The sequence below is a fragment of the Paenibacillus prosopidis genome (genome assembly GCF_003337375.1).
Lineage (GTDB): Bacteria > Bacillota > Bacilli > Paenibacillales > Paenibacillaceae > Pristimantibacillus > Pristimantibacillus prosopidis.
The window spans coordinates 63284-84382 of the sequence record NZ_QPJD01000006.1 but is presented as its reverse complement, the minus strand read 5'-3'; the positions used below and the strand labels follow the sequence as shown (position 1 = coordinate 84382).

17 protein-coding genes are annotated in these 21099 nt (G+C 47.7%); 2 read left to right on the top strand and 15 right to left on the bottom strand.

Translation table 11 applies throughout. The features are described 5' to 3' along the window. The first annotated feature begins 1 nt into the window (after window position 1). A complete protein-coding gene (locus DFP97_RS10790) occupies window positions 2-1387 on the top strand; it encodes an MFS transporter (RefSeq protein ID WP_114380009.1) in 1386 nt (461 codons plus the stop codon). A 383-nt stretch (window positions 1388-1770) separates the two neighbouring features. On the opposite strand, the gene DFP97_RS10785 is transcribed toward DFP97_RS10790, so the two are convergent. The 13 genes from DFP97_RS10785 to DFP97_RS10725 form a co-directional block, all read right to left on the bottom strand. Continuing rightward, window positions 1771-2700, bottom strand: coding sequence for a Gmad2 immunoglobulin-like domain-containing protein (locus tag DFP97_RS10785; RefSeq protein ID WP_181873462.1), 930 nt, complete (start codon window positions 2698-2700; stop codon window positions 1771-1773). Window positions 2701-2852: 152 nt separating this feature from the next. Further along, window positions 2853-3254: a hypothetical protein gene (locus DFP97_RS10780; RefSeq protein ID WP_114380007.1), complete on the bottom strand. Its 402-nt coding sequence runs from the start codon at window positions 3252-3254 to the stop codon at window positions 2853-2855. A gap of 77 nt (window positions 3255-3331) precedes the next feature. Beyond that, window positions 3332-4012, bottom strand: coding sequence for an ATP-binding cassette domain-containing protein (locus tag DFP97_RS10775; RefSeq protein WP_342773268.1), 681 nt, complete (start codon window positions 4010-4012; stop codon window positions 3332-3334). A 10-nt stretch (window positions 4013-4022) separates the two neighbouring features. After that, window positions 4023-4397: a GntR family transcriptional regulator gene (locus DFP97_RS10770; RefSeq protein ID WP_114380005.1), complete on the bottom strand. Its 375-nt coding sequence runs from the start codon at window positions 4395-4397 to the stop codon at window positions 4023-4025. A 2-nt stretch (window positions 4398-4399) separates the two neighbouring features. After that, window positions 4400-5149 (bottom strand): hypothetical protein, encoded by a 750-nt coding sequence (locus DFP97_RS10765; RefSeq protein WP_114380004.1) that lies wholly within the window; start codon window positions 5147-5149, stop codon window positions 4400-4402. A gap of 402 nt (window positions 5150-5551) precedes the next feature. Next, window positions 5552-6814: a glucuronate isomerase gene (locus tag DFP97_RS10760; RefSeq protein WP_114380003.1), complete on the bottom strand. Its 1263-nt coding sequence runs from the start codon at window positions 6812-6814 to the stop codon at window positions 5552-5554. Window positions 6815-6889: 75 nt separating this feature from the next. Next, window positions 6890-7549, bottom strand: a complete 660-nt coding sequence (locus DFP97_RS10755) for a hypothetical protein (protein WP_114380002.1) — start codon at window positions 7547-7549, stop codon at window positions 6890-6892. Between the two features lie 12 nt (window positions 7550-7561). Further along, window positions 7562-8953, bottom strand: coding sequence for a nickel pincer cofactor biosynthesis protein LarC (gene larC, locus DFP97_RS10750; protein WP_114380001.1), 1392 nt, complete (start codon window positions 8951-8953; stop codon window positions 7562-7564). A 1-nt stretch (window position 8954) separates the two neighbouring features. Next, window positions 8955-9629: a nickel pincer cofactor biosynthesis protein LarB gene (gene larB, locus DFP97_RS10745; protein ID WP_114380000.1), complete on the bottom strand. Its 675-nt coding sequence runs from the start codon at window positions 9627-9629 to the stop codon at window positions 8955-8957. Further along, entirely contained in the window at window positions 9626-10441 is an 816-nt protein-coding gene (larE, locus tag DFP97_RS10740) for an ATP-dependent sacrificial sulfur transferase LarE (RefSeq protein ID WP_114379999.1), read from the bottom strand. Before larE ends, larB begins: the two co-directional genes overlap by 4 nt. A 13-nt stretch (window positions 10442-10454) precedes the next feature. Then, window positions 10455-11978 (bottom strand): gluconokinase, encoded by a 1524-nt coding sequence (locus DFP97_RS10735; protein WP_114379998.1) that lies wholly within the window; start codon window positions 11976-11978, stop codon window positions 10455-10457. Next, window positions 11975-13252: a nickel pincer cofactor-dependent isomerase, group 22 gene (locus DFP97_RS10730; RefSeq protein ID WP_114379997.1), complete on the bottom strand. Its 1278-nt coding sequence runs from the start codon at window positions 13250-13252 to the stop codon at window positions 11975-11977. The genes DFP97_RS10735 and DFP97_RS10730 overlap by 4 nt, the downstream gene beginning before the upstream one ends. After that, entirely contained in the window at window positions 13249-14010 is a 762-nt protein-coding gene (locus tag DFP97_RS10725; protein WP_114379996.1) for an SDR family oxidoreductase, read from the bottom strand. Before DFP97_RS10725 ends, DFP97_RS10730 begins: the two co-directional genes overlap by 4 nt. A gap of 170 nt (window positions 14011-14180) precedes the next feature. Here DFP97_RS10725 and DFP97_RS10720 point away from each other — a divergent pair, with 170 nt between their 5' ends. Further along, window positions 14181-15167: a LacI family DNA-binding transcriptional regulator gene (locus DFP97_RS10720; protein ID WP_114379995.1), complete on the top strand. Its 987-nt coding sequence runs from the start codon at window positions 14181-14183 to the stop codon at window positions 15165-15167. A gap of 124 nt (window positions 15168-15291) precedes the next feature. Here DFP97_RS10720 and DFP97_RS10715 read toward each other — a convergent pair whose 3' ends face one another. Both DFP97_RS10715 and DFP97_RS10710 read right to left on the bottom strand, forming a co-directional pair. Beyond that, a complete protein-coding gene (locus DFP97_RS10715; protein WP_114379994.1) occupies window positions 15292-19251 on the bottom strand; it encodes a LamG-like jellyroll fold domain-containing protein in 3960 nt (1319 codons plus the stop codon). A gap of 197 nt (window positions 19252-19448) precedes the next feature. Next, the gene (locus tag DFP97_RS10710) at window positions 19449-21074 is read right to left on the bottom strand and encodes an extracellular solute-binding protein (protein WP_114379993.1); all 1626 of its coding nucleotides are present in this window, start codon (window positions 21072-21074) and stop codon (window positions 19449-19451) included. Window positions 21075-21099 lie beyond the last annotated feature (25 nt).

Here is a 21099-nt window from a genome sequence, read left to right as displayed (position 1 = left end):
AATGAATGTTCGAAACAGGTGGTTGTTGATTTCCGTTGGGCTGGGGGTGCTATTGAACCCATTAAATTCTTCGATGATTGCTGTTGCTATTCCAGGTTTGCAAAATGTGTTCCAACTCGACTTTACAGTTGTTTCCTGGATTATTTTTTCTTTCTACATTGCGAGTGCTATCGCTCAACCTGTCATGGGAAAGGCTAGCGATTTATTCGGCCGTAGGAAGATATTTCTTGCCGGGCTTGTTGTATCTTTTGTTGCATCATTATTAGCTCCACTATCACCAAACTTTGGGTGGCTCATCGTGTTCCGCATTGTGCAATCCATCGGAACAAGCATGATGGTTGCGGTTGGAATGGCCATTGTGCGAATTCATATTACGGAGAAACAAGCGACTGCCCTGTCAGTTATGTCCATCTTCCTGTCAGGAGCGGCAGCAATTGGACCCTTTATTGGCGGGGTCTTGATTCACTGGTGGCATTGGCCTGCTATCTTTTTCGTCAATATTCCGTTCGTGGCGGCGAGCTTTCTATTAGCTTGGAGGACTATTCCTAAGGAAGAACCGTCAACTGCCGTTGCACGCAACATGTCCTTTCGCAGATGGTTTGGTTTGATTGATGCGCCAGGGATCCTGCTCTTCACAGTGGGTCTGGTCGCCCTGCTTGTTGGATTACTGTCAGCAAAATCTACTGGGCATGTCTCATTAACAAATCTCATTGTCGGGCTGATAGGTCTCGTTCTGCTTGCGGCTTTCGTACGTCATGAGTTAAAAGCGGCGTCACCCTTTATTCCTTTGCGCACATTCGCCAAATATCCTGCGATGACTTGGGTCAATGTCGAATTCATGCTCGTTAATGTACTTTTTTACTCACTCTTTTTCGGGATTCCGTCCTACTTGCAAATGGTACGTCATGTCAGTGAATTCGAAACAGGGATTCTCATGCTAAGCTTAGGCTTGTGCTCACTTGTAACTTCTCCAATGGCAGGACGATGGATCGATAAATCAGGACCTCGGCCAGGATTGCTCGTGTCCGCAATCCTGATGACATTCGGGTCAGTGTGGATCGTGACATTGAATCAAAACACACCGGTTATCAGTGTGTGTTTGGCTTTAGCTGCCTTCGGTATTAGCAACGGGTTGAACAATGTCGGGATGCAGGCGGCATTATTCGAAAGCTCCCCAAAAGAAATAATCGGAGTAGCATCCGGACTATTTAATACATCAAGATACCTGGGAACCATTCTCTCTTCATTGTTGACAGGCATCGTAATGGGAGGCACGTTCAGCTTCAGGGGATTTCAAATGCTTGGGATTATCCTCACGGTAATTGCATTGTCCTTGATCTTCATGAGCCGGCGGCGCCGGGAGTCGGGGCAATTGGCAGAGTGGTAGGTTCACCACGTTTAATTAGTCAAAAGTCAAAGCAATATAGCCGAAACATATGCCTCCATAGATATTTCATTTCCTTTGCGATGAGCATTTAAAATCAGGTCAACGGCGATCCTTGGTTTAGTAATCATGGTCTTGGCGGTACAATCTATGACAACGTCACAGACACGTTAGGCTTTCGGACAAAGGGACTGAAGCTGTTCTCGTAAATCCCCAGTGACTGATGCCTTTTAAAAGTAAAAATGGTCCCGATTGATTTTGACATCATCGGGACCATTCTGGGTAAATCATCAGCCTCGTTCATGCCGGATAAATATTCGGTATACCCGCACACCGTCTCTACCTCGATTTCTCCGCTTTTGTTTGTACAGCCCGGTTCTGTGCCGTCACTCCGGTGTATATTGGATGAGCTCCTCGGGCACCTTCAGCGGGATGACAAGCTCATGCTCCGTGCTTCCGTCCTTGGCGCTGTGAACGAACAAGATTAACATTATATTGGACTGTGAAGCCTTCTCGTAGCTGACGTCGAATTGGAAACGGCCCCATTCCGGCGCCCCCATCTCGGCCATTTCATGTCCTTCGGCTAAAATATTGTGCCCGTCTTCCAGCGTCCAGCTAAAAGCGGCTTCGAATACGCGGGCTTCGCCTTCGACTGTGAAGGTGTGACCGGACTCCGTCCCAGGCTCGGGAGAAAAGACGCGGAACGCTTTGTTCTCCGCCACGGGAACGGGAACGGGCATGCCTGTGCGGGCGTCAATCTTTACGGTGGCCGGTTGATCGGCGGTCATATGCTCCGCAAGCTCCACGCTCCAGTATCCATTCTCCGTATCCAGCGCTGCATTCTTGACAGCCCTTGCGAACGTTGATCCGCTTCTCGCTTGCAAAGCGGCCTGTACCGCTTCCGATTCGCTAATCATACCATCGGGCACATCCTGCGTCTCTTCGAATAAGACGATTTTGGCGGCATCGGTCTGCGCCGGGTATGATTCCCGGACCTCTCCGCTGTGCCAAGCCTCAAGCTGAGCGCCGACCGGGATCGTATCGGGCGATATCCTTTCCCCGCTGCCGTTCTCCAGCACGGTTTGTTCCGTCAGCGTGAACCAATAGGCATCGATATAAGCATTTCCTTCCTTCTCGATGTAAGCCGTAATTAACCAAGTGCCCGCTTCTTTCTGTATCAGGCGCCCCTTGTCAATCACTTTGACCGCTGTCGTCTCCTCATTCGGTTCGGCTGAACCGCTGCTTTGCCCGCATGCTACTAATAACGACACCATGCACATCAAAACGAGAAAAAGAAACCCCTTCCGTTTTCTCATGCCTCTCAACTCCTTTGAAGGGTAAGACGCAGCATGTGGCGGAAAGGTTTCAGAAGAACGGCGGAAAATGCTCTTCGTTTTCTTTTGGATAAGCCGTTCGCGTCGTTCTCCGGCTATCAGAGACATCCGCGAGCTGCGATGTCCATTTCCCCTCAGCGCCACCGATCTCCGCGCTTCTTCACGTAGTTTGCAAACACAAAGCGCCAAGGAATGACGAAAGGAAGAATCACGACCAACAAGCAGGATGAGGCCACCGCCCATGTTGACTCGTCCATTTGACCGGCGGACCACAGTGGGAGCGCAACGACGATCAGCCAGATCGACTTCCACACCAATTCCCACAGAAGCACAGGCAGCATCTGAAGCGGATACCTCAGTCCCAGGACTGACAGCGCCCAAAAGGCGACCAGCATGCACTGTACCACTCCTTCCATCAGTTCCCACGGCTTTTCGTGGTGGATGACTCCAGGCCATACCACGATACCAAGCCCCACCACGACAAGAAGGTAAAACGCCCTCAGAAAATAAAGACGAAACAACGAGACCTCATTCATTCTAAATCTCTCCTTTTATTTGAAAATGATAAACTTGCACTATAGATACTTTAAATTTGATCGTACAATTTCTTTGATTAAACATAAGTCTTTTTCATCCAATCCGTGACACCAAGACCCTCTGATTCATGTAATTCCTCCACATCAGCCATTCTAAGTAATGAGCCGTCTCTGATCGCTATGAAGCAATCTAGTATGGATTCGATTTCCGTAATCTCATGGCTCGTCATGATTAATGTCTGAGATTCCAAGTCAACATAAGAAATCATTCCTTTAATGATAGATTCTCGCACCATAGGGTCAAGTCCGGACAATGGTTCATCCATCAGAATGTACGGTACTTCTCTGGCCAGAGTAAGTATGATTTTTAATCGACCAAGATTTCCTTTCGAGAGATTTTTAATTTTCATATGCGGTTCCAGCTGCATAAACTTCATGATTTCTTCCGCTTTAGCCATGTTAAAGTCAGTAAATTGTGAAGCCTGAAAATCCAACGCTTCTCTTACTGTAAATATATAATTTAAAGAATCAAGCTCCGATAAATAAGAAACTACTTTGCAGATTCTTCGATTGGCAGTCTCACCATTGACGGTTACTCTTCCACTTGTCGGGAGCGATAGTCCGGCAATAAGCTTCAATAGCGTTGACTTCCCACAACCGTTCTCGCCCACGATGCCAATGATTTTACCTATGGGTAAAGTTAATGAAATATCCTTAAGTGCGGACTGTTTCATATATTTTTTAGAAACATTAATCATTTGAATCACTTTACTCATCTCCTATATCGAATTTTAAGTGGTCTTTCAGCCCCGAAATGATCTCAAGTGAGCTGTATCCCATTTCCTGCATGACCTGAACGAACAATAAAATCTGCTCATGCTTCAAATTATCACGTAGTTGAACCAAACGATCTTCTTGTTCCGTAACAAATGTACCTTGACCTCTTTTTGTTTCCAGGATACCCTCACGCTCCAACTCACTGTAAGTACGTTGAATTGTGTTTGGATTCACGCTGTATTTTATCCCCATATCACGGACAGAAGGAAGCTTCTCACCTGCTTTCAATTCTTTGCTTACAATCTGTCGATTGATTCGATCCGCTAATTGCAGATAAATTGGCTTTGAAGCATTAAATTCATCCATCGTTACACCTCAACTTTGTTGTCAATGATCCAAGCGCTCAGAAAGAATAATCCAATGATAATAATGAAGTTATAGAAATATTCTCCCGTATATACTTGTATAGGATCCAATGAAAAAGTCGAAAAATTAAAATTAATCCCCATGCTTCCCCATTGCGTCAATAATATATATAGTTTAGTGCTTTCGAACAAGGCAACTATCCATCCAGAAAGGATGACCGTGCCAATAACTACCAACAAACTCCAACGCCCGATCTTAAATTTAAGGAATTGATATAGGGCCCAAAAAAACATCACCAACACGCCAGTCATAATAGAAATCAGAATAATATGAGGAAATATCAATAATCCCGAGATCCAAGTATCAGTCCAATCCGCTTCAATTAAGCTGAACTTGGGTATAATCATCAACAATCCAGACATCACATATAACATCAATAGTGAAATAACTATCATAATCAGCCCGTCCACTATTTTACTAATTAGCAATGTAGAAGCCGATTGGGGATTATGCAGCCATAAATGTAGCTGATTTGCCTCAGTTTTCAAACTGATAAACACAATAATCGGAACATAAAAAACATGAAAAACAACAGCAGCTACTACAGGTATGAACATAAGTAAAGTATTCTCTGCTTTCATCCCCAAATATATCGTCAACATTGCAATTAATACATTAATTACTAGTCCTACGAAAAATACGGTTCTTGTTAATTTAAAATCTCTTTTTAATAAAGCTACCCATGCCCTCATCCAAATCTCTCCTTCTTAATAAAACTACTGTATCAGTGTACTGATGTAATAGCACACCTATTTATTAGTTCTGTAAATAGACAATAATAAAAAAGAAGCAACGAAGGAAAAACCTTCTTTGCTTCCTGAGTACGCATTAATATGACTCCTAATATAAAAGGGATTCCTTATGTATTCAACATAACTCCCGTTCAATCAAGTGCAACTAAAATTTTTCGTAAATCTGAGCATTAAGTGAAACCTTCCTTTGCGAGCGCCACGATAACGAACAAAAATTAATCCTTCTGGATTATTATCTTGATTGCTTTTTTTGATATATGCTCATAAATTGAACGTAGTATCCACTATTTATAATTGTCAGGTTTTGTTGCGCCATTTTGACATAAATCTATCTCTTGCCTGTTATTGCTCCTTGCCAAGAAAGCGCCAGAAGTTCCGGTTAAGCATATCATTCAAATCTCTTTTTATTTCCTCTTCTGTAACGTTCCAACCGCTTTGATGCAGCTTCTCGTATTTGTCCGCCAGCACATTCCCGATGATTCTTCTGGAATGCTCCCATTTATAGATCAGTTGTTCGAACACACGACAGTCAGAGTGCTGAGGAATCATCGAAGTACCGAGAAGCTCTAAGCGGAATCGCGTCATTTCTTCGACCATCGACTCGATGTGCAGAAACCACCAACAGCCGAAAATCATCAGATTACGGAACTTACGGGCAAGGACCGTCAATTCATGCTGGTTTTCTCTTGCCAGCATAGTGACAAGAAACTTCTGTTCCGGATATCGGCGGCATAACGCTTCAACTGCCGACACGTCAGACAGCATACTCATATCGCCTGCCAATCGCAGTGATGGATTCACTTTTCTCCGAACACCAATCATAAGCGCAAACGGAATATTTAGCTCTTGGCATACTGGAATCATAACCTCATCTATCATTTTGCTTCGATGATCACCGGCTGGATATTTGAAATCGCCTGGCATTGAAACGGCAAGGTAGAGCGCATCCATGCGAATGATCCATTCCGATAGAAAACGGCGAGTTTCCTCTTTCGTCCGTTCTGTCCACTCAGCCTGAACATCATAACCAAGACTTTGAAGCTCGCTTACAGCGTGAGGCCAGTCACCCAGCAATGCATCAACCCGAAGCGCTGCGTAAAAACGGGGATCCGTTTTACCTTTGCCTGACTGCCAGACAAGACGTTCCACGGGGTCGAACGGGTCATTAGTCATGACGATTTTTTCGATTCCCGCGATTTGCATCACCGTATCGACCTGTTCATGTACCGTCCGTTTTTCGAGTGCCTGACGGTAATCGTCCAGGTTACGCGAGGATACGTCAAATCCAAGCCGTTTGAGAATAGTAATGAAGCCGGTAGCTGCCTCACTTACTGGAGAATGGTCAAGGAATAGCAATTTCCATATCCAGTCCGCTTGCTCGCGCTTTGACATAGACCAGAAGTGACTGTATTCCTCCTCTGACCACCTGAAAGATTCTGAAATCAAATAATGGTAGGTTAGTAATTCATCTATGCCCCACAACAGCAAATTTCCAAATTCAGGCGCGTATAAATGTGTATGCATATCGGTGACGGGCATGTTAAGAGCCAGGCGCTCAACCGTCTCCCGAAGATCAGACAAACTAATATCCGTTTGAGTAGTCATTATCATTTCCCCTTTTCTCAGCTGTTCCATTCATAAGTGATAATTGTAAAAACAACGTTGTTAAAAAAACCGCACTTACTCTATTAAATAGCTTAGTCCAAGAACAAAACTAAATAAGCAAGCGGCATACATCGTAATTGGAAGCATTGGGCGAATTTTTTTCGCTAGATCATGAAACCAAATACTTATAATTGCTATGACCGCATGGGAAATAAGTAAACCGCAGCTGAAGGCCGCAACCGCAAAAATCCCGTGATGAATCGCAGCAGCTCCAGCCACCGTAGTTAACAGCAGAAGCTGAGTCGGTGTTTCCGCGCCAATCCCATGAATGACTCCAACTGTAAATACATTCCGCCGTGTAAAGGTAAACGGCCCACCGTTTCTCCGACCGAGCTTCTGAAATACGGCGATCCCGCGACTCCAATAGGCACCGTTCCCTTTTCTTCTTCCTATCAAAATAAGGATTGCCATGAAGATCAAGGTGATGCCTACCGCCTTGCCCATCCATTGGTCGGCCCATATCGGCACGCTCCATGCAAATAAAATAATACTGCAGCCGAGAACGAAAACGACTGCCTCATGCCCGCCCGCATACCATAGAGACAGCTTCATCCTTTCCTGTTTCGAGCCCGAGCCGCCTCCCGTAATATCAGCCAAAGCCGCCACATGATCCAAATCTATGCCATGTCGAAGACCTAATAATATAGACACTACTAACAAACCTATAAACTCCACCAGCTCCTTCTCCTATCCGTTTAACTGTTTATATACTTCACGATAGACGGTCTCGAGAGGAACACCGAACGTTCTTGCAGCTTGAGCTGCATCCTCGTATTCCGGCGATTGGCGAATGATTCTTTCCCCGTCCAATGCCTGCTTTACTCTCACTGATCCGAAAGGGGTTTCCACCTCAATCCACTGGCGTGCAAGCGCCCTGCGGTTCCATTCGCTCCTGCGCACCCCGAAGGTTGACGTTTCTGCAAGCAGCGTCTCCTCGCAACGGTCGCTGTTCGCTGGATAGCACAGAACAGTAACGAGAACACCCGGACGATTTTTTTTCATATAAACCGGAGTATGATAAACATCGAGAGCCCCTGCTTCGAACAGCCTTTCCATGGCGTAACCAAGCGTCTCCCCCGTTGAATCATCCACCTGCGCTTCGAGTACGACAATCGTCTCTTTGGAATTTTTCTCTTGCTCCTGCTGATATAAAATAGCTCTTACAACGTTCGGATGATCAAAATTTTTTGTGCCTGCGCCATATCCGATTCGGTCAATCGTCCCTGCGGGCAAAGGACCAAAGCCAGAGGCCAGCGCTTTGACGATTCCGGCGCCGGTTGGCGTTGTCAGTTCCCCCTCAGCCGTAAAAGCAGATAACGGTACGCCGCGAAGCAGTTCTGCGGTCGCAGGAGCAGGAATCGGATAGAGGCCGTGGGCCATGCGAAGCTTGCCTGTGCCTGTTGGAACGGGAGAAACGATTATTTTGCCGGCATTGAGGCTCTCCAGCGCCAAACATACTCCGATGACGTCTAAAATAGAGTCCATGGCACCCACCTCGTGAAAGTGAACGTCGGCCGGGTCTATGCCATGGATCTTGCCTTCAGCTTCAGCGATCAAACGAAAAATTGACAGACTTCTCTCTTTAACTCGTTCCGGCAGATCTGAAATTTCGATCATTCTAATGATATCAGCAGCTTTTCTATGCTCATGCGAGTGCTCATGATGGTGATCATGAGTGCGACCATGAGTGTGACCATGAGTGTGATCATGAGTGTGATCATGAGTGTGGTCATGAGTGTGATCATAAGCGTGATCATGAGTGTGATCATGAGTGTGGTCATGAGTGTGGTCATGAGTGTGGTCATGAGTGTGGTCATGAGTGTGGTCATGAGTGTGGGCGTGATCATGATGAAGGTTTACATGACCTTCCTTTTGGTTACTCTGATCAAAGTTTAGCTTCAGCCAGTTCGCCGTAATGCCTCTCCGGTCCACCTTTACAAATTCCATCGTGAATGGATCGATTGGCAGTTTCGCTAAATGGCTAATAATATAATCCTGGTCTGCGCCAAGGTCCACTAGCGCGGACAGTGCCATATCTCCTGCGATGCCAGAAATACAATCCAAATAGACCGTCCTCATCTTAAGCGCCCTCCGCTACCAGTTGTAAAATCATTGCTGCTTGAAATCCTGCCCCGAAGCCGTTATCGATGTTGACTACCGTAACGCCGGCTGCGCAGGAGGTCATCATAGCAAGCAGCGTTGTAATGCCCTGTAAATTTGCGCCGTATCCGACAGACGTCGGTACGGCAATCACCGGCCTGCGCACGAGTCCTCCGACTACACTCACTAAGGCGCCCTCCATGCCGGCGACCCCAATCACAACGGACGCTTCGCGGATCCGGTCCTTTTGGCTGAGAAGCCGATCGATTCCAGCGACACCTACGTCAAAGATACGATCGACCTCGCAGCCCATCCATTCGGCTGTCCCTGCCGCTTCCTCCGCTACCGGGATATCCGATGTACCTCCGGTCAGCACAGCCACTTTTCCTGGCAGCTTACGAGCAGATTGACCCAGTGAGATCAGACGAGATCCTTCTTCGTATCGCGCTTCAGGGTACCTCGTGATCACGCGTTCCGCCATCTCTGCCGTTGCCCGGGTGACAAGCGCCCTGCCATGAATCTCAACGAGCCGTGAGAAGATCGTTTCAACCTGATCAACCGTCTTTCCCTGTCCGAAAACGACTTCCGGATGTCCCGTCCGCTCGTTGCGCCCCACGTCAAGCTTGCAGAATCCAAGATCCTCAAACTCATTCATATCGCCGAGCCTCCAAGTTCAAGCACTTTATTCATACTGCCGCTCCGGTAACCGGAAAGGTCCATTGCAACGTAGATAAAACCAAGCTCTTTCAGTCGATCTGAAATGATTGAGGCGTGACTGATAAGCAGCTCCATTGCTCCCGGTTCTACTTCGATTCGGGCGATATCGCCATGGCTTCTGACTCGTACTTGGCCAAAGCCTAGTGAACGAATATAGCGCTCAGCTTCTCCGACACGTCCAAGCTTCTCGATCGTTATAGTCTCGCCGTATGCGATTCGTGAGGAAAGACAAGCGAATGATGGCTTATCCCAAGTTGGCAGACCGTGCTCTCGAGATAGATCACGGATTTCCTCTTTATAAAGACCCGCTTCCTGCAAAGGTCCGCGCACGCCTCGTTCCTTCGCCGCCTGAACCCCTGGCCTATGCTCATTCATGTCATCTGCAATTAGCCCGTAGACGATATGGCGGTAAGCTCCGTCCTTGATGAAAGGTTCTAAATGCTCGAATAGACTCCTCTTGCAAAAATAACAACGGTTCGCATTGTTCTCTTTATAACCAGGAATACCTAACTCAGACGTTTCTATCACCCTATGAGTCGCGCCAATACGCTTCGCGAGCTGAATAGCCTCCTCAAGCTCTTCTGTCGGATAGGTTTCCGAGTCAGCCGTGACCGCCAAGACACGCTTGCTACCAAGTGTTTTTATGGCGGCATCCAGAAGAAAAGTACTGTCAACGCCTCCAGAGAACGCCACCACAACGGATTCCATTTCCGTTAGAATCGCCTGCAGCCTGCTGTATTTATCATGCATCTTGATCCCTCCTTCAGTTACGACATCCAACCGACGCATGCTGCAACTTCGATATTTCCCTCATCGGCTCTTTCAATCGGTCATATAAGCTTAAATATAGCGGAAGTAATCTTTGATACAGCTTATGATTGGTCAAATCAGGTCCATAGAGGCTGCCCTCCATCTCCTTCCACCTCAGCAGCGGACCGCGGCAGCCATCCATGGCGTGCAGCCCAAGCTGAGCGGCTCCGAGACCTGAGCTTTCTACGGATTCGGGTACGCGAACGGGCACGCCCAGCATATCCGCCATCATCTGGCACCATATGGTTGAACGGGCAAATCCTCCGGATGCCCGAACCTCCCTAGGCTTTTCTCCTGCCTGCTTCATTAAAGAAACGATAGCCGTAATTTGAAACAGAACGCCTTCCATTGCAGCGCGAAGCATATCCGGCTCCGTATGCGCGAGTGTCAATCCGAACATCACTCCTTTGGCTTGTGCGTCCCAGAAGGGAGCTCGTTCACCCGATAAAAGAGGTAGAAAGAGCAGTCCGTCTGATCCCGGAGGCACAGCGCCAGCTAAAGGAAGCACCTCATCTATAGGTTTCCCGGGGTAGAGGCGATCCGAAATCCACCTGGCTACGATAGCTCCATTGTTGGAAGGTCCGCCTACAATCCAATGATCTTTCGTCAAGGCGTAGCAGAACAGCTTCCCTTCTGCGTCAAAGGTCGGTCGACTGACAGAAGTCCGGACAGCGCCGCTTGTGCCAATCGTCACTGCCAGAACCCCATCCTCCACCGCGCCAATCCCAAGATTGGCCAGTACGCCGTCCTGCGCCCCGACGATGAATGTCGTGTCCGTTCCAAGTCCCATCCGTTCAGCCGTTTCCCTGCTGAGCCCTTCGATACACTCCGTAGAAGGAACTAATCGGGGCAGTTGATCCTCACGGATACCTGCGAGAATTAAAGCTTCCTTGTCCCATGTCAACGTTTCCAGATTAAATAAACCGGTAGCGCTTGCGATCGAATGGTCCATAATCATAATTCCAAATAATTTATTCAAAATATATTCCTTTATACCGACGAAATGATGTGCGGAATGAAATAGATCCGGTCGTTCTTCCCTCAACCAGATCAGCTTGACGAGCGGCGACATCGGGTGGATCGGCGTCCCCGTTCGCGAATAGACCGATAATCCCGATCCGTCATTCATCAATCTCTCTGCCTGAGCCGCGCTGCGCTGATCCGCCCAAGTGATGCTCGGTGTGAGCGGACGTCCTTTCGAATCAAGCAGTATCAAGCTGTGATTTGCTGAGCTGAAGGCAACACAGCGTATATCCTGTGCCCGAAATCCGCCATTCCTCATAACCTTGCTTACACTATCTATTACAGCCTCGCAGATGACATCAGGATCCTGCTCGGCATAGCCGGGACTCGGAGTATGCAGAGGGTACTCGATCGAATGACTGCCGAGAATTTGTCCTGTTAGGCCGACTGCCAGCGTCTTCGTGCTCGTCGTTCCGATATCAATGGCAATGACTAATTCTGTATCCGCACTCATTTCGGCAAAAATCCTTCCGCGTCGAACTTCCACTCGTAAGGTCCTTCCAAAATTTCAATACGCGGATTGCTTTTTGCTTCCTCTAGCAGCGATTCGGAAATTTCTATCGTTCCAAGATGAAGCGTATCGCGAATACGCACCAGCTTACACTTTGTGTAATGCAAAATGTTGCAGGTTTTGATCGCAGCTTTAATGGCATCACGATCATTCTCAAGCGTAGTCGCTTGTTTCGTCGGTGCGCAAACCGTAGAGGTTAGTCCATTGGCGTAGGTAGCGGGCCAATCCGTCTTGCTTACTAGTCTGCTTGTCGTGAAATCGGCTGTGCCCACTCCGTTTGCATTGCCCTGGGACTCTGGCGTCAGATCGAGAACAACCATCTTGTTCACTTCAGGTCCCCCGTGCGCATAAGGCGTCGGATACCTGCCCGTGATATTCGGATCCGCTCCATCTCCGCTGATGTTCTTGCCGATGTAATCAATAACAAGAACATCCAACTCATTGAAAAGGATTTGCGGAAGCCGGCTTTTCGCCTCAATTAACAGCTCCTTTTCTCTCTCTTCCATCGTGTCCGTTCCGAGTACCTCAATCCGGCAGATTTGGTCGTACGCATTTTCAACAATCGCTACGCCAAACCGGATCGGAAGCTTCTCGATCATAACCCTGGCCATGGCGGGTACATTCTCAGCCATATATTTAAAGCCAAGCTGATGGCAAGCCTCCGCACCCTTCTGCTTGCCGAGTCCGATAGAAATCATCTTGAACATGCCGCTTTCAATCGCCCCCCGAAAAGCGGTATGCGGCTTTATACGGTTAATGACGATAATGGCATCAGACTCTGTAGCTGCGATTTTGTCACAGTACACCGGCAAGCCGTTTGGCAGACGCTCCAGCTCTACAACCTCCATTGAAGATCGGACGGGGCAACCCATGCGTTTCTCATCTATACCAAGATGGGCAAGCACCTCCGTTTGCCCTTCCGCTGTCGCTCCCCCGTGACTTCCCATGCATGGCACAATGAAAGGTTCGGCGCCGATTCTTTTCAGCTCGTCGATAACAGTCTTTGTGAGCTCATCGATTCGGGAAATCCCACGGCTTCCAACGGCCACCGCAACCCTTTGCCCGGCAGTAATTCCAGTCATAGAATCAGCAGTTCGCAGCCGCTCAATCAATTCTCCGATTGGGTCCGCAAGTACCGTGTCATCAAATGACTGACGAATTTTCACTAGTTTCGGAATCGGCGTATTTTCAACTAAACTTCTAAGTAATTCACTCATATGGTCATCGCTCCAAACCCTCCGTCGACCCGGATCAAAGCCCCGGTGACAAATGATGATGCTTTTGCTGAAGCCAAGTAAACAACAGTTCCCTTAAGTTCCTCCGGATCTCCGAAGCGATTCATTGGCGTATGATTCATAATTGATTCAATTCTGTCAGGCGATAAGATTTTTTTATTTTGTTCAGCCGGGAAGAACCCGGGAATGATCGCGTTAACCCGTACCTTACTTGGAGCGAACTCCCGTGCCAGATATTGGGTTACGCTATTTACTCCCGATTTCGATACCGAGTAAGTAAATACTCTAGATAGCGGCGGTGAAGATGATACGGAAGAAATATTAATAATGGAGCCGCCATCTCCCTGTTCGATCATCCTTTTACCAAACACTTGACTTGCCAATACGACGCTTTTGAGGTTAACATCCATAATTCGGTCCCATTCATCCATTTCCAGATCAAAAAAGGGGGTCGCGCTATTCGTCCCTGAAGCATTCACAAGCGTATCCACACGGCCGCCCCATAACAGCACTTCATTTAAAACCGACTCCAGCTCCTCTTTCTTAGTCGCGTCCGCCTTCAATGCAATCGCCGTTCCGCCGTTTCGTTCTATCTGCTCACATACTAAACGAGCTTTCTCCATGTCCCTGCCGATAACCGCCACTTTTGATCCTGCTTCTGCAAGCGCGGCAGACATGGCACTGCCTAACACGCCATTGCCTCCGATAACGACTGATACGGTATTTTGTAATTCAAACATAGGAAACCACCTTTAAATCCAAATTAACAACGTTGTTATTTTCATAATATCCGAATACTACTTTACTGTCTATACGAAAAAATATACCGCTTTCATTTGCAAAAAATGTGTTCTATGATAAAGTGAACGTCATAAATGAGAACTCGTACACGTGTTTCCGGAGGGAATCCATGGTAACCATTAAAGACATCGCAGACCGAGCCGGCGTCAGCTTCTCCACTGTCTCTAAGGCATTGAGAGACAGCCCGCTCGTACAGAACAAAACAAAACAGCATATTCTATCCATCGCGAAGGAGATGGGTTACCAACCCAATATCGCAGCCCGAAGTCTCGTCTCCAGAAGAAGCGGGGCGATTGGCGTCGTATGGCCATCCATCGAAAGAGCTGCACTTTCCTCCCTCATTACGAAGATTAATAAACAACTCGAAAAGCAAGGTTATATCACATTACTATCGATAAGTAATTTAGATTCTGCGATTGATACCTTCCGCCGGTATCAAGTAGACGCCATACTCGTCTTTGGGGACAGGGATAGTTTTTCCAGCTTTAATCACTTGAATCCGCTGCAGATTCCGATTCTCACCTATGGCGCTGCCGGCTACGCTCCATTTTCCGCAGTGGACGTAAACCGGGGCCAAGCCATTCGTCTTGCCGTTCGTCATTTAGTTGGGCTCGGTCATACAGATATAGCCTTTATAGGGGAACCTCAGTCGCAAGATCCGCTGCAGACCGTCAAGATCGAAGCTTTCCGGGACGAAATAATTCGTCTAGGCATACATGCCAGGAACGATGCGATTCTTCAGATGAATGGCTTGGACTTTCACGACGGATATATGGCCGCACGTACAATGCTGGAGCGGACGACACGTCCTACAGCCGTCATCAGCGGCGGCATCGATTTGACACGAGGCATCCTCCGGGCCATAGGAGAGCAGGGACTAAGCGTTCCGCAGGATATTTCCGTTGTCAGTTATGACAACCTGCCTCAGATGGAAGACCTTGAAACGCCTATGACTGTTGTCGGCGTTGCCATCGATACCATAACATCCGTAATTGCAGCAACAATTCTTGAACTAATTGAAGCTCCAGCTTCACTTAAGACCGTTTATTTAGAACCAGAACTGGTTGTACGTGCTTCCACCTCCCGACTACACTAAGACATTTTATGGAATAAAAAAGACGATTTTTTCTTCCTTTTAGGGAAAGAAAAATCGTCTTTTTAAATTCTTATTCAACCTTTATCCTTAGCGCCAAGCCCGATAGTGTCGGCAGCACCGAATTCTACTCGTTCATCACTGCCAATACTTCCGACGCGGATAAAGCACGATTATAAACGCGGAAGCCATCCACCAGTCCGTTGAGATAAGCATCTGAGGAGAATTGGGAGCGACCGATCCAATTCCGTGTCGTGGCTCCGAGCATGGCAGGTGTTATAGTCATGGCGGTATTGCTGCCTGCCTGCTGGCCATCGACATAAAGTGTTCCCGTAGAGCCGTTCAGGGTAACGGCCACATGGTGCCATCCGTTCCCAGCCAACGCCGCAGTTCCGTCGATAACTTCCTCAGTTGACGAAGCGGATTTGATCGCAAAGCGAATATTGCCGGTGGAACCGTTTTTCGGCGACAGGAACATGTAGTTGGTCGTCCCGGTACCGAAATCGAAGATCCTCGTCCAGTTGGTCACGGTATTCAGATTGACCCAAGCCGTAACGGTCATCGTGTCAGCGCTGGAAACAACACCGGCTGGCAATTCGACATATTGATTCGTTCCGCTCAGGCTCACTGCGTTGCCGCTGTGGCCTGTCGTCCAACCTGCATTGTTGGCCAATCTTCCGTCCCAGCCGTTGCCGGAAACATCGGTTGCCGTCGTTCCGGTTGTTCCGTCAAAAGGAAGTTCCGCGATCGGAAACACGGATTGCCCTTTCTTTAAATGCATGACTTCCGAAGTGGTCAAAGCACGATTATAGATGCGGAAGTCGTCCACCAGCCCGTCGAGATAAGGATCGGAGTACTGGGAGCGGCCGATCCAATTCTGCGTGGTAGCTCCTAAATCGGATGGTTTCAGGGTCATCGCGGTATTGATCCCTACTTGAGCGCCATCAACGTAGAGGGTGCCTGTCGAGCCGTTTAAGGTGACAGCTACATGATGCCAACCTCCGGTCGGCAGCGCCGCTTGCCCGTCAATTCTTTGTTCACTTGAGTTATTGACCTTGATCGCAAAGCGGATTTGACCGCTGGAATTTTTCGGCGTGAGGAACATATTGGTAGACGTTCCGGAACCGAAATCAAAAATCCGCGAATAGGTGCTTGCAGTATCCAGATTCACCCAGGCTGCAATGGTAGCTGTGCTGGCTTTGGAGACAACGCCGGTCGGAAGAGCAACGTAGCCGTTCGTTCCAGCCAAATCAACTGCGTTTCCGCTATTACCAGCCACAAAGCTAGCGCCGCCCGTCAATGTGCCGTTCCAGCCGTTGCCGGTCGTATCGTTTGTCGTCGTTCCGCTTGTCTCGTCAAACGGAAGTTGTGCGAGCGGCACGGTTTCGCCTGTGTCTCCAAATACCTTGAAATCGGAAATGCCGGCATTAATACCGCTTGGCAAGCCCGTCGAGGTAACACGGACATAACGGGCGGTACCGTTAAAGAAATTGTTGTAGACCTGAGCATTGTTCGAAGCATTAGTTTGGTCAATCACTGTAGTCCAATTCGTATTATCAATTGATGTATCAATCGTATAGGAATAAATTGAACTAGGCTGTTGCCACATCACCTGGACGCCACCAGTAATAGTCTTGCTTGAGCCTAGGTCTACCATCCACCAATGGCCGGTAAGTCCGTCATTCGCAATCCAGCTGGTTGCAGTATTACCATCGTTAGCATTGCTAGCCGGATTCGTTGTCTGAGAACTATCGCTACTTGCAGTCTTGTTCAATGCCAGATTGGTTGGATCTCCAAATACCATGAAATCGTAGAGGCTGGCATTCGAACCGCTTGGCAGTCCGGTCACGGTAATACGGACATAATGGGCGATACCGGTAAAGTAATCGTTCTGAACCTGATCCGTGCTGGTATTGGCGGTCTTGTCAACGACTGTAGTCCAGTTTGTATTATTCGTTGATGTTTCAATCTTATATTGATATACGCCGCTCTTTTCCCACGCCACTTGGGAACCATGGGTGATATTCCTGCTTGAGCCAAGGTTTACCGTTAACGAATGGCCGGTATTGCCATCATTCGCACTCCAGCGGGTTGCAGCATTGCCGTCCGCCCCAAAGGATGCTGGATTGGATGACTGCGAACTATCCGCACTTGCGGTCTTATTCAACGCCAAGTTGGTTGGATCTCCAAACACCTTAAACTCACTGAAGCTGGCCCAGCCAACGCTTGGCAATCCGGTCACGGTAATACGGACATACCGGGCTGTATCGTAAAAGATATCGGATTGCGTCTGATCCGTGCTAGTATTATTGGTTTTATCAACCTTTAATTTCCAGTTCGTATTATCATTTGAGGTTTCAATCTTATACTTATATCCGCCGCCGCCGAATTCCCATTTAACCTGAGTGCCGCGTGTGATATTCATGCTTGAACCAAGGTCAACCGTCCACGAATGGCCGGTATTTCCATCATTCGCCGTCCAGCGGGTCGTTTCGTTGCCGTCGTTTCCACTGGCAGCCGGACTGCCTGTCTGCCAACTATCCGCACTGGCAGCCTTTTTCAAGGCCAGATTGATTGGAGCATAATGCGGAATCGGTGTCGTTGATGGCGGAGTAGCACCGGAAGCGATGAAATTAATATTGTTGGCAAAATTGCCGATACTGAAATTTCCATCAGCAGCATTCTGGACTACATTCCCGTTCACTTTCAAATTTTCAAATGTTATATCCTGTGTCAAGCGGGTGGAGCTATTGCCGAAAATTTCGTTAGCGATGCTATTAGAACCGGTATAGGAAATATTCTTGAAATAGACATTATTAATTCCACGCCCCACTCCAAGACCATAACCCGGATTTTTAAAAGTTTTGATATCGATAAACTTATTTACAACGGCATCGTCTATCCGAATATCCGTGAAATTTACATCGGATATCAGACTTCCATCGCTGGCGGTTAAGGACGTTTGTAATGGTAAACCGGCGCTTAACGGGTTATACGTCAAGATGTCCAGATTCGAAAAGTTGAGTGTATCTATCATATCTCCGCCGCCAGGTGAACCCGGATTGCCATGGGTCCCTATATTGATCGGATGGGCTTTGCCCGGCATGAGAATAGAGTTTGTGACACTGATATTGGTAGTATTTCCCGAGAACGTCCATCGAGAAGCGTATACAGAAATGGAATCATCTCCTGAGCGAACAAATACGTCATTGATGGAAACATTGGAAGCGCAATAAGTATCAATACCATCAGACCATCTCTGGAAAGCTAATACTTTAACATTATTTACTGAGACATTGGTGGAATTTCCGATAAGAATACCGTTGCCGCCGCTGTTCGCGTTATTGTAGTCGTTAAATATGATACCATCAACTGTGATATTGTTGGAAAAAAGGATGTCTATGGCAGAGTTTGAGGGGCGATCTAGAACTCCACGCCCAATAACCTTGGCATTCGTGACATTAGCTAAAGTCACTCCTCCTTGGACGACCGCTCCGCCGGCAATGTAAAGAGTCTTGCCACTAGGCACTTTGTAGTTTTGAGTATAAAGACCAGGACCAAGGTAAATGACATCAGGGTCGGTAGGGCTTGGCGGATTAACTTCTAATGGATTGGCAAAAATCATCAGATTACTGTCAACATTCCCATTAACATCAAAGACAAGCTTCTGGGGACCGGATATAGTAAAGGTCATTGTATTGCCATTGATCGCGGGAGTAATATTACGATGCAATGGCCGGACTTCAGCCGATGTTACCGTTCCGGCATTAGCGGTCACAGATAGTTCTACCGGACCGTCCGTATCGAAATAAACAAATGATGCATAGGTGGCTCTAGTTGGCGCCCCAATTCTCGTTCGATATTCATCCAGGTCCTGCCATGCTCCACCCGGTACACGGACTTTTACAGTAAAGTCGGTGTTAAGGGTGGCACCCGCGGGGGCCGGATATGTCGTTAATGTAGTAGCCGCTTCAACATTTGTAGGAAAGTTTACCGTCATTGTAGTGAAGGCTAATAAAAACGCAAGCAGAAAAGTAAACAGTTTAGACCTCTTTTTACTTCTGTTAAACCATGAACTTTTAAACATACTTTCAACTCCTTTTAATATTAATCATTTAAATCAAAAGCTAAACTTCATTAATCACCCCCTCGCGGGTTACGACAGCATGCCGTGCATCATAGTATCGCCATTTTCCGATTTCAATGAAACCGCTTCCATAATTCTGTTAAAGATGGGATGTAACATCCCGGGCGAGATATGTTACATCCCATGTCGAATCATCTTTATTTAATACCCAGTTCCGCAGCCTTTGCATTGACTTCGGCAATCGCCTCTTGCAGCCCCTTGGCATCATAGCCTTTAACCGTAGCGTTCCACATTTCAACAGGATCGCCCTTCTCCAGGATGACTTTAATAAGATCATCCATCACATTTACGACAAGCTTGTCCTTCGCCGGTGTAGACATCAACATAATATCAAAATTGATTGGCGCCGGCTTATCCTCTTGCTTGAACTTCACGAACATATCGTGGTCATAGGCCTGCCAAGCCGCGACGTCCGGGTTCGGATTGACAACCGCTTTACCCGCTTTGCCGAATGCGCCGTTCCATTGCGCCAGGAAGCCGATCGCGGAATTGACCGGGTATTTCTTCTGCAGCGTTTCGTCGCCTTTCAGCAGCGAAACCGCTTTGTCGCCCTCCATTTTGTAGTCCGTGTCCAAAATACCGTTTACTGCCAAAGCGGAGTATTCTTCCGAGGACATATAATCAATCAATTGAAGCGCTCTGTCGAATGTTTCGTCATCCAATTTGTTGCTGAAGTACGTCTCGGACCAGAATGGCGTTTCAACAAACGTATACCGGTTTCCATCCGCCGCAGGCCAAATGTTCATGAGCCCGACCGACGCAATATTGACGCCTGGATTCGCTTTATTGAACGTTTCGACGTTAGCGGGGTTCGTAAACGTTCCGCCGAGGGAAATAAACGCTTGGCCGTTCATGAATTTCGTAAAGCCGTCCGCTTCTTTTTGGATCGCGAAATCCTTGTCCAACAAACCTTCCGTATAAAGCTGTCTTAACTGCTTGATACCGTCATTGATTTTAGACGAGGCAAAGGAAGGCACCCATTTGCCGTTCTCATTCGTCCAGCTCTTCTTGTTGGACATTTCAGGGAATGTTGGCAGGAATAATGTATTCAAGTAATCTTTATTCATAATCGCGATTCCAACCGTTCCAGGATGCTGTTTTTGCACAGCCTTGACCATTGCGACGAATTCGTCGAAGCTTTGCGGCTCCGATGTAAAGCCTGCTTGCGCGGCCCAATCCTTGCGGTATAGGATCGGTCTGTCCAAAATCCAATCGCTCGAATCATTGTAGGTCATTCGAGGCACGGTATAGAACTTTCCATCCACCTTCAGCGGCTGAATGGACGGAAGCTCCATGATTCTGGCCAGATTTGGATATTTGCTCAAATCGTCCGGAAGCGCTTTAATAACGCCTTGTTTCGCCCACGAAGCATACAGAGCTGGATTCTCCACCGCGATTGCATTCGGGAATATGTCAGGCAGCTGCCCGGATGCGGCCCATACCTTCGCCTTTTCCTGCCAATCGTTCCATGTAACCTGAACAGGCTTGATCGTCACATTAAATTTCTTCTGCAGATCGTTGAAGATCTTGTCTTCCTTGGCTCCTTGCGCGTCAAATCCGTCCTGGATCCCCATCAATGAGACGCTGAGCTCTACTGGCGCAGCAGCCTCATTGTTCGTTGATGCTTCCCCTCCCGAATTGGAGTTTTCAGCTGCGTTTGAAGCTGCCGGTTCTTTGGGTTCATTGCTGTTGCTGCTGCAGCCTGCAATTACCGCTGCCAGAATTAAGGAAACTGCCATGACAATCGTTTTGCCTTTTCTCACGAAGACTCACCCTTTATCATTTTAT

Coding starts and splice junctions, on each gene's coding strand:
- DFP97_RS10790 (WP_114380009.1), top strand. CDS start 2: ATGAATGTTCGAAACAGGTGGTTGTTGATTTCCGTTGGGCTGGGGGTG.
- DFP97_RS10785 (WP_181873462.1), bottom strand. CDS start 2,700: ATGAGAAAACGGAAGGGGTTTCTTTTTCTCGTTTTGATGTGCATGGTG.
- DFP97_RS10780 (WP_114380007.1), bottom strand. CDS start 3,254: ATGAATGAGGTCTCGTTGTTTCGTCTTTATTTTCTGAGGGCGTTTTAC.
- DFP97_RS10775 (WP_342773268.1), bottom strand. CDS start 4,012: ATGATTAATGTTTCTAAAAAATATATGAAACAGTCCGCACTTAAGGAT.
- DFP97_RS10770 (WP_114380005.1), bottom strand. CDS start 4,397: ATGGATGAATTTAATGCTTCAAAGCCAATTTATCTGCAATTAGCGGAT.
- DFP97_RS10765 (WP_114380004.1), bottom strand. CDS start 5,149: ATGAGGGCATGGGTAGCTTTATTAAAAAGAGATTTTAAATTAACAAGA.
- DFP97_RS10760 (WP_114380003.1), bottom strand. CDS start 6,814: ATGACTACTCAAACGGATATTAGTTTGTCTGATCTTCGGGAGACGGTT.
- larC (WP_114380001.1), bottom strand. CDS start 8,953: ATGAGGACGGTCTATTTGGATTGTATTTCTGGCATCGCAGGAGATATG.
- larB (WP_114380000.1), bottom strand. CDS start 9,629: ATGAATGAGTTTGAGGATCTTGGATTCTGCAAGCTTGACGTGGGGCGC.
- larE (WP_114379999.1), bottom strand. CDS start 10,441: ATGCATGATAAATACAGCAGGCTGCAGGCGATTCTAACGGAAATGGAA.
- DFP97_RS10735 (WP_114379998.1), bottom strand. CDS start 11,978: ATGAGTGCGGATACAGAATTAGTCATTGCCATTGATATCGGAACGACG.
- DFP97_RS10730 (WP_114379997.1), bottom strand. CDS start 13,252: ATGAGTGAATTACTTAGAAGTTTAGTTGAAAATACGCCGATTCCGAAA.
- DFP97_RS10725 (WP_114379996.1), bottom strand. CDS start 14,010: ATGTTTGAATTACAAAATACCGTATCAGTCGTTATCGGAGGCAATGGC.
- DFP97_RS10720 (WP_114379995.1), top strand. CDS start 14,181: ATGGTAACCATTAAAGACATCGCAGACCGAGCCGGCGTCAGCTTCTCC.
- DFP97_RS10715 (WP_114379994.1), bottom strand. CDS start 19,251: ATGTTTAAAAGTTCATGGTTTAACAGAAGTAAAAAGAGGTCTAAACTG.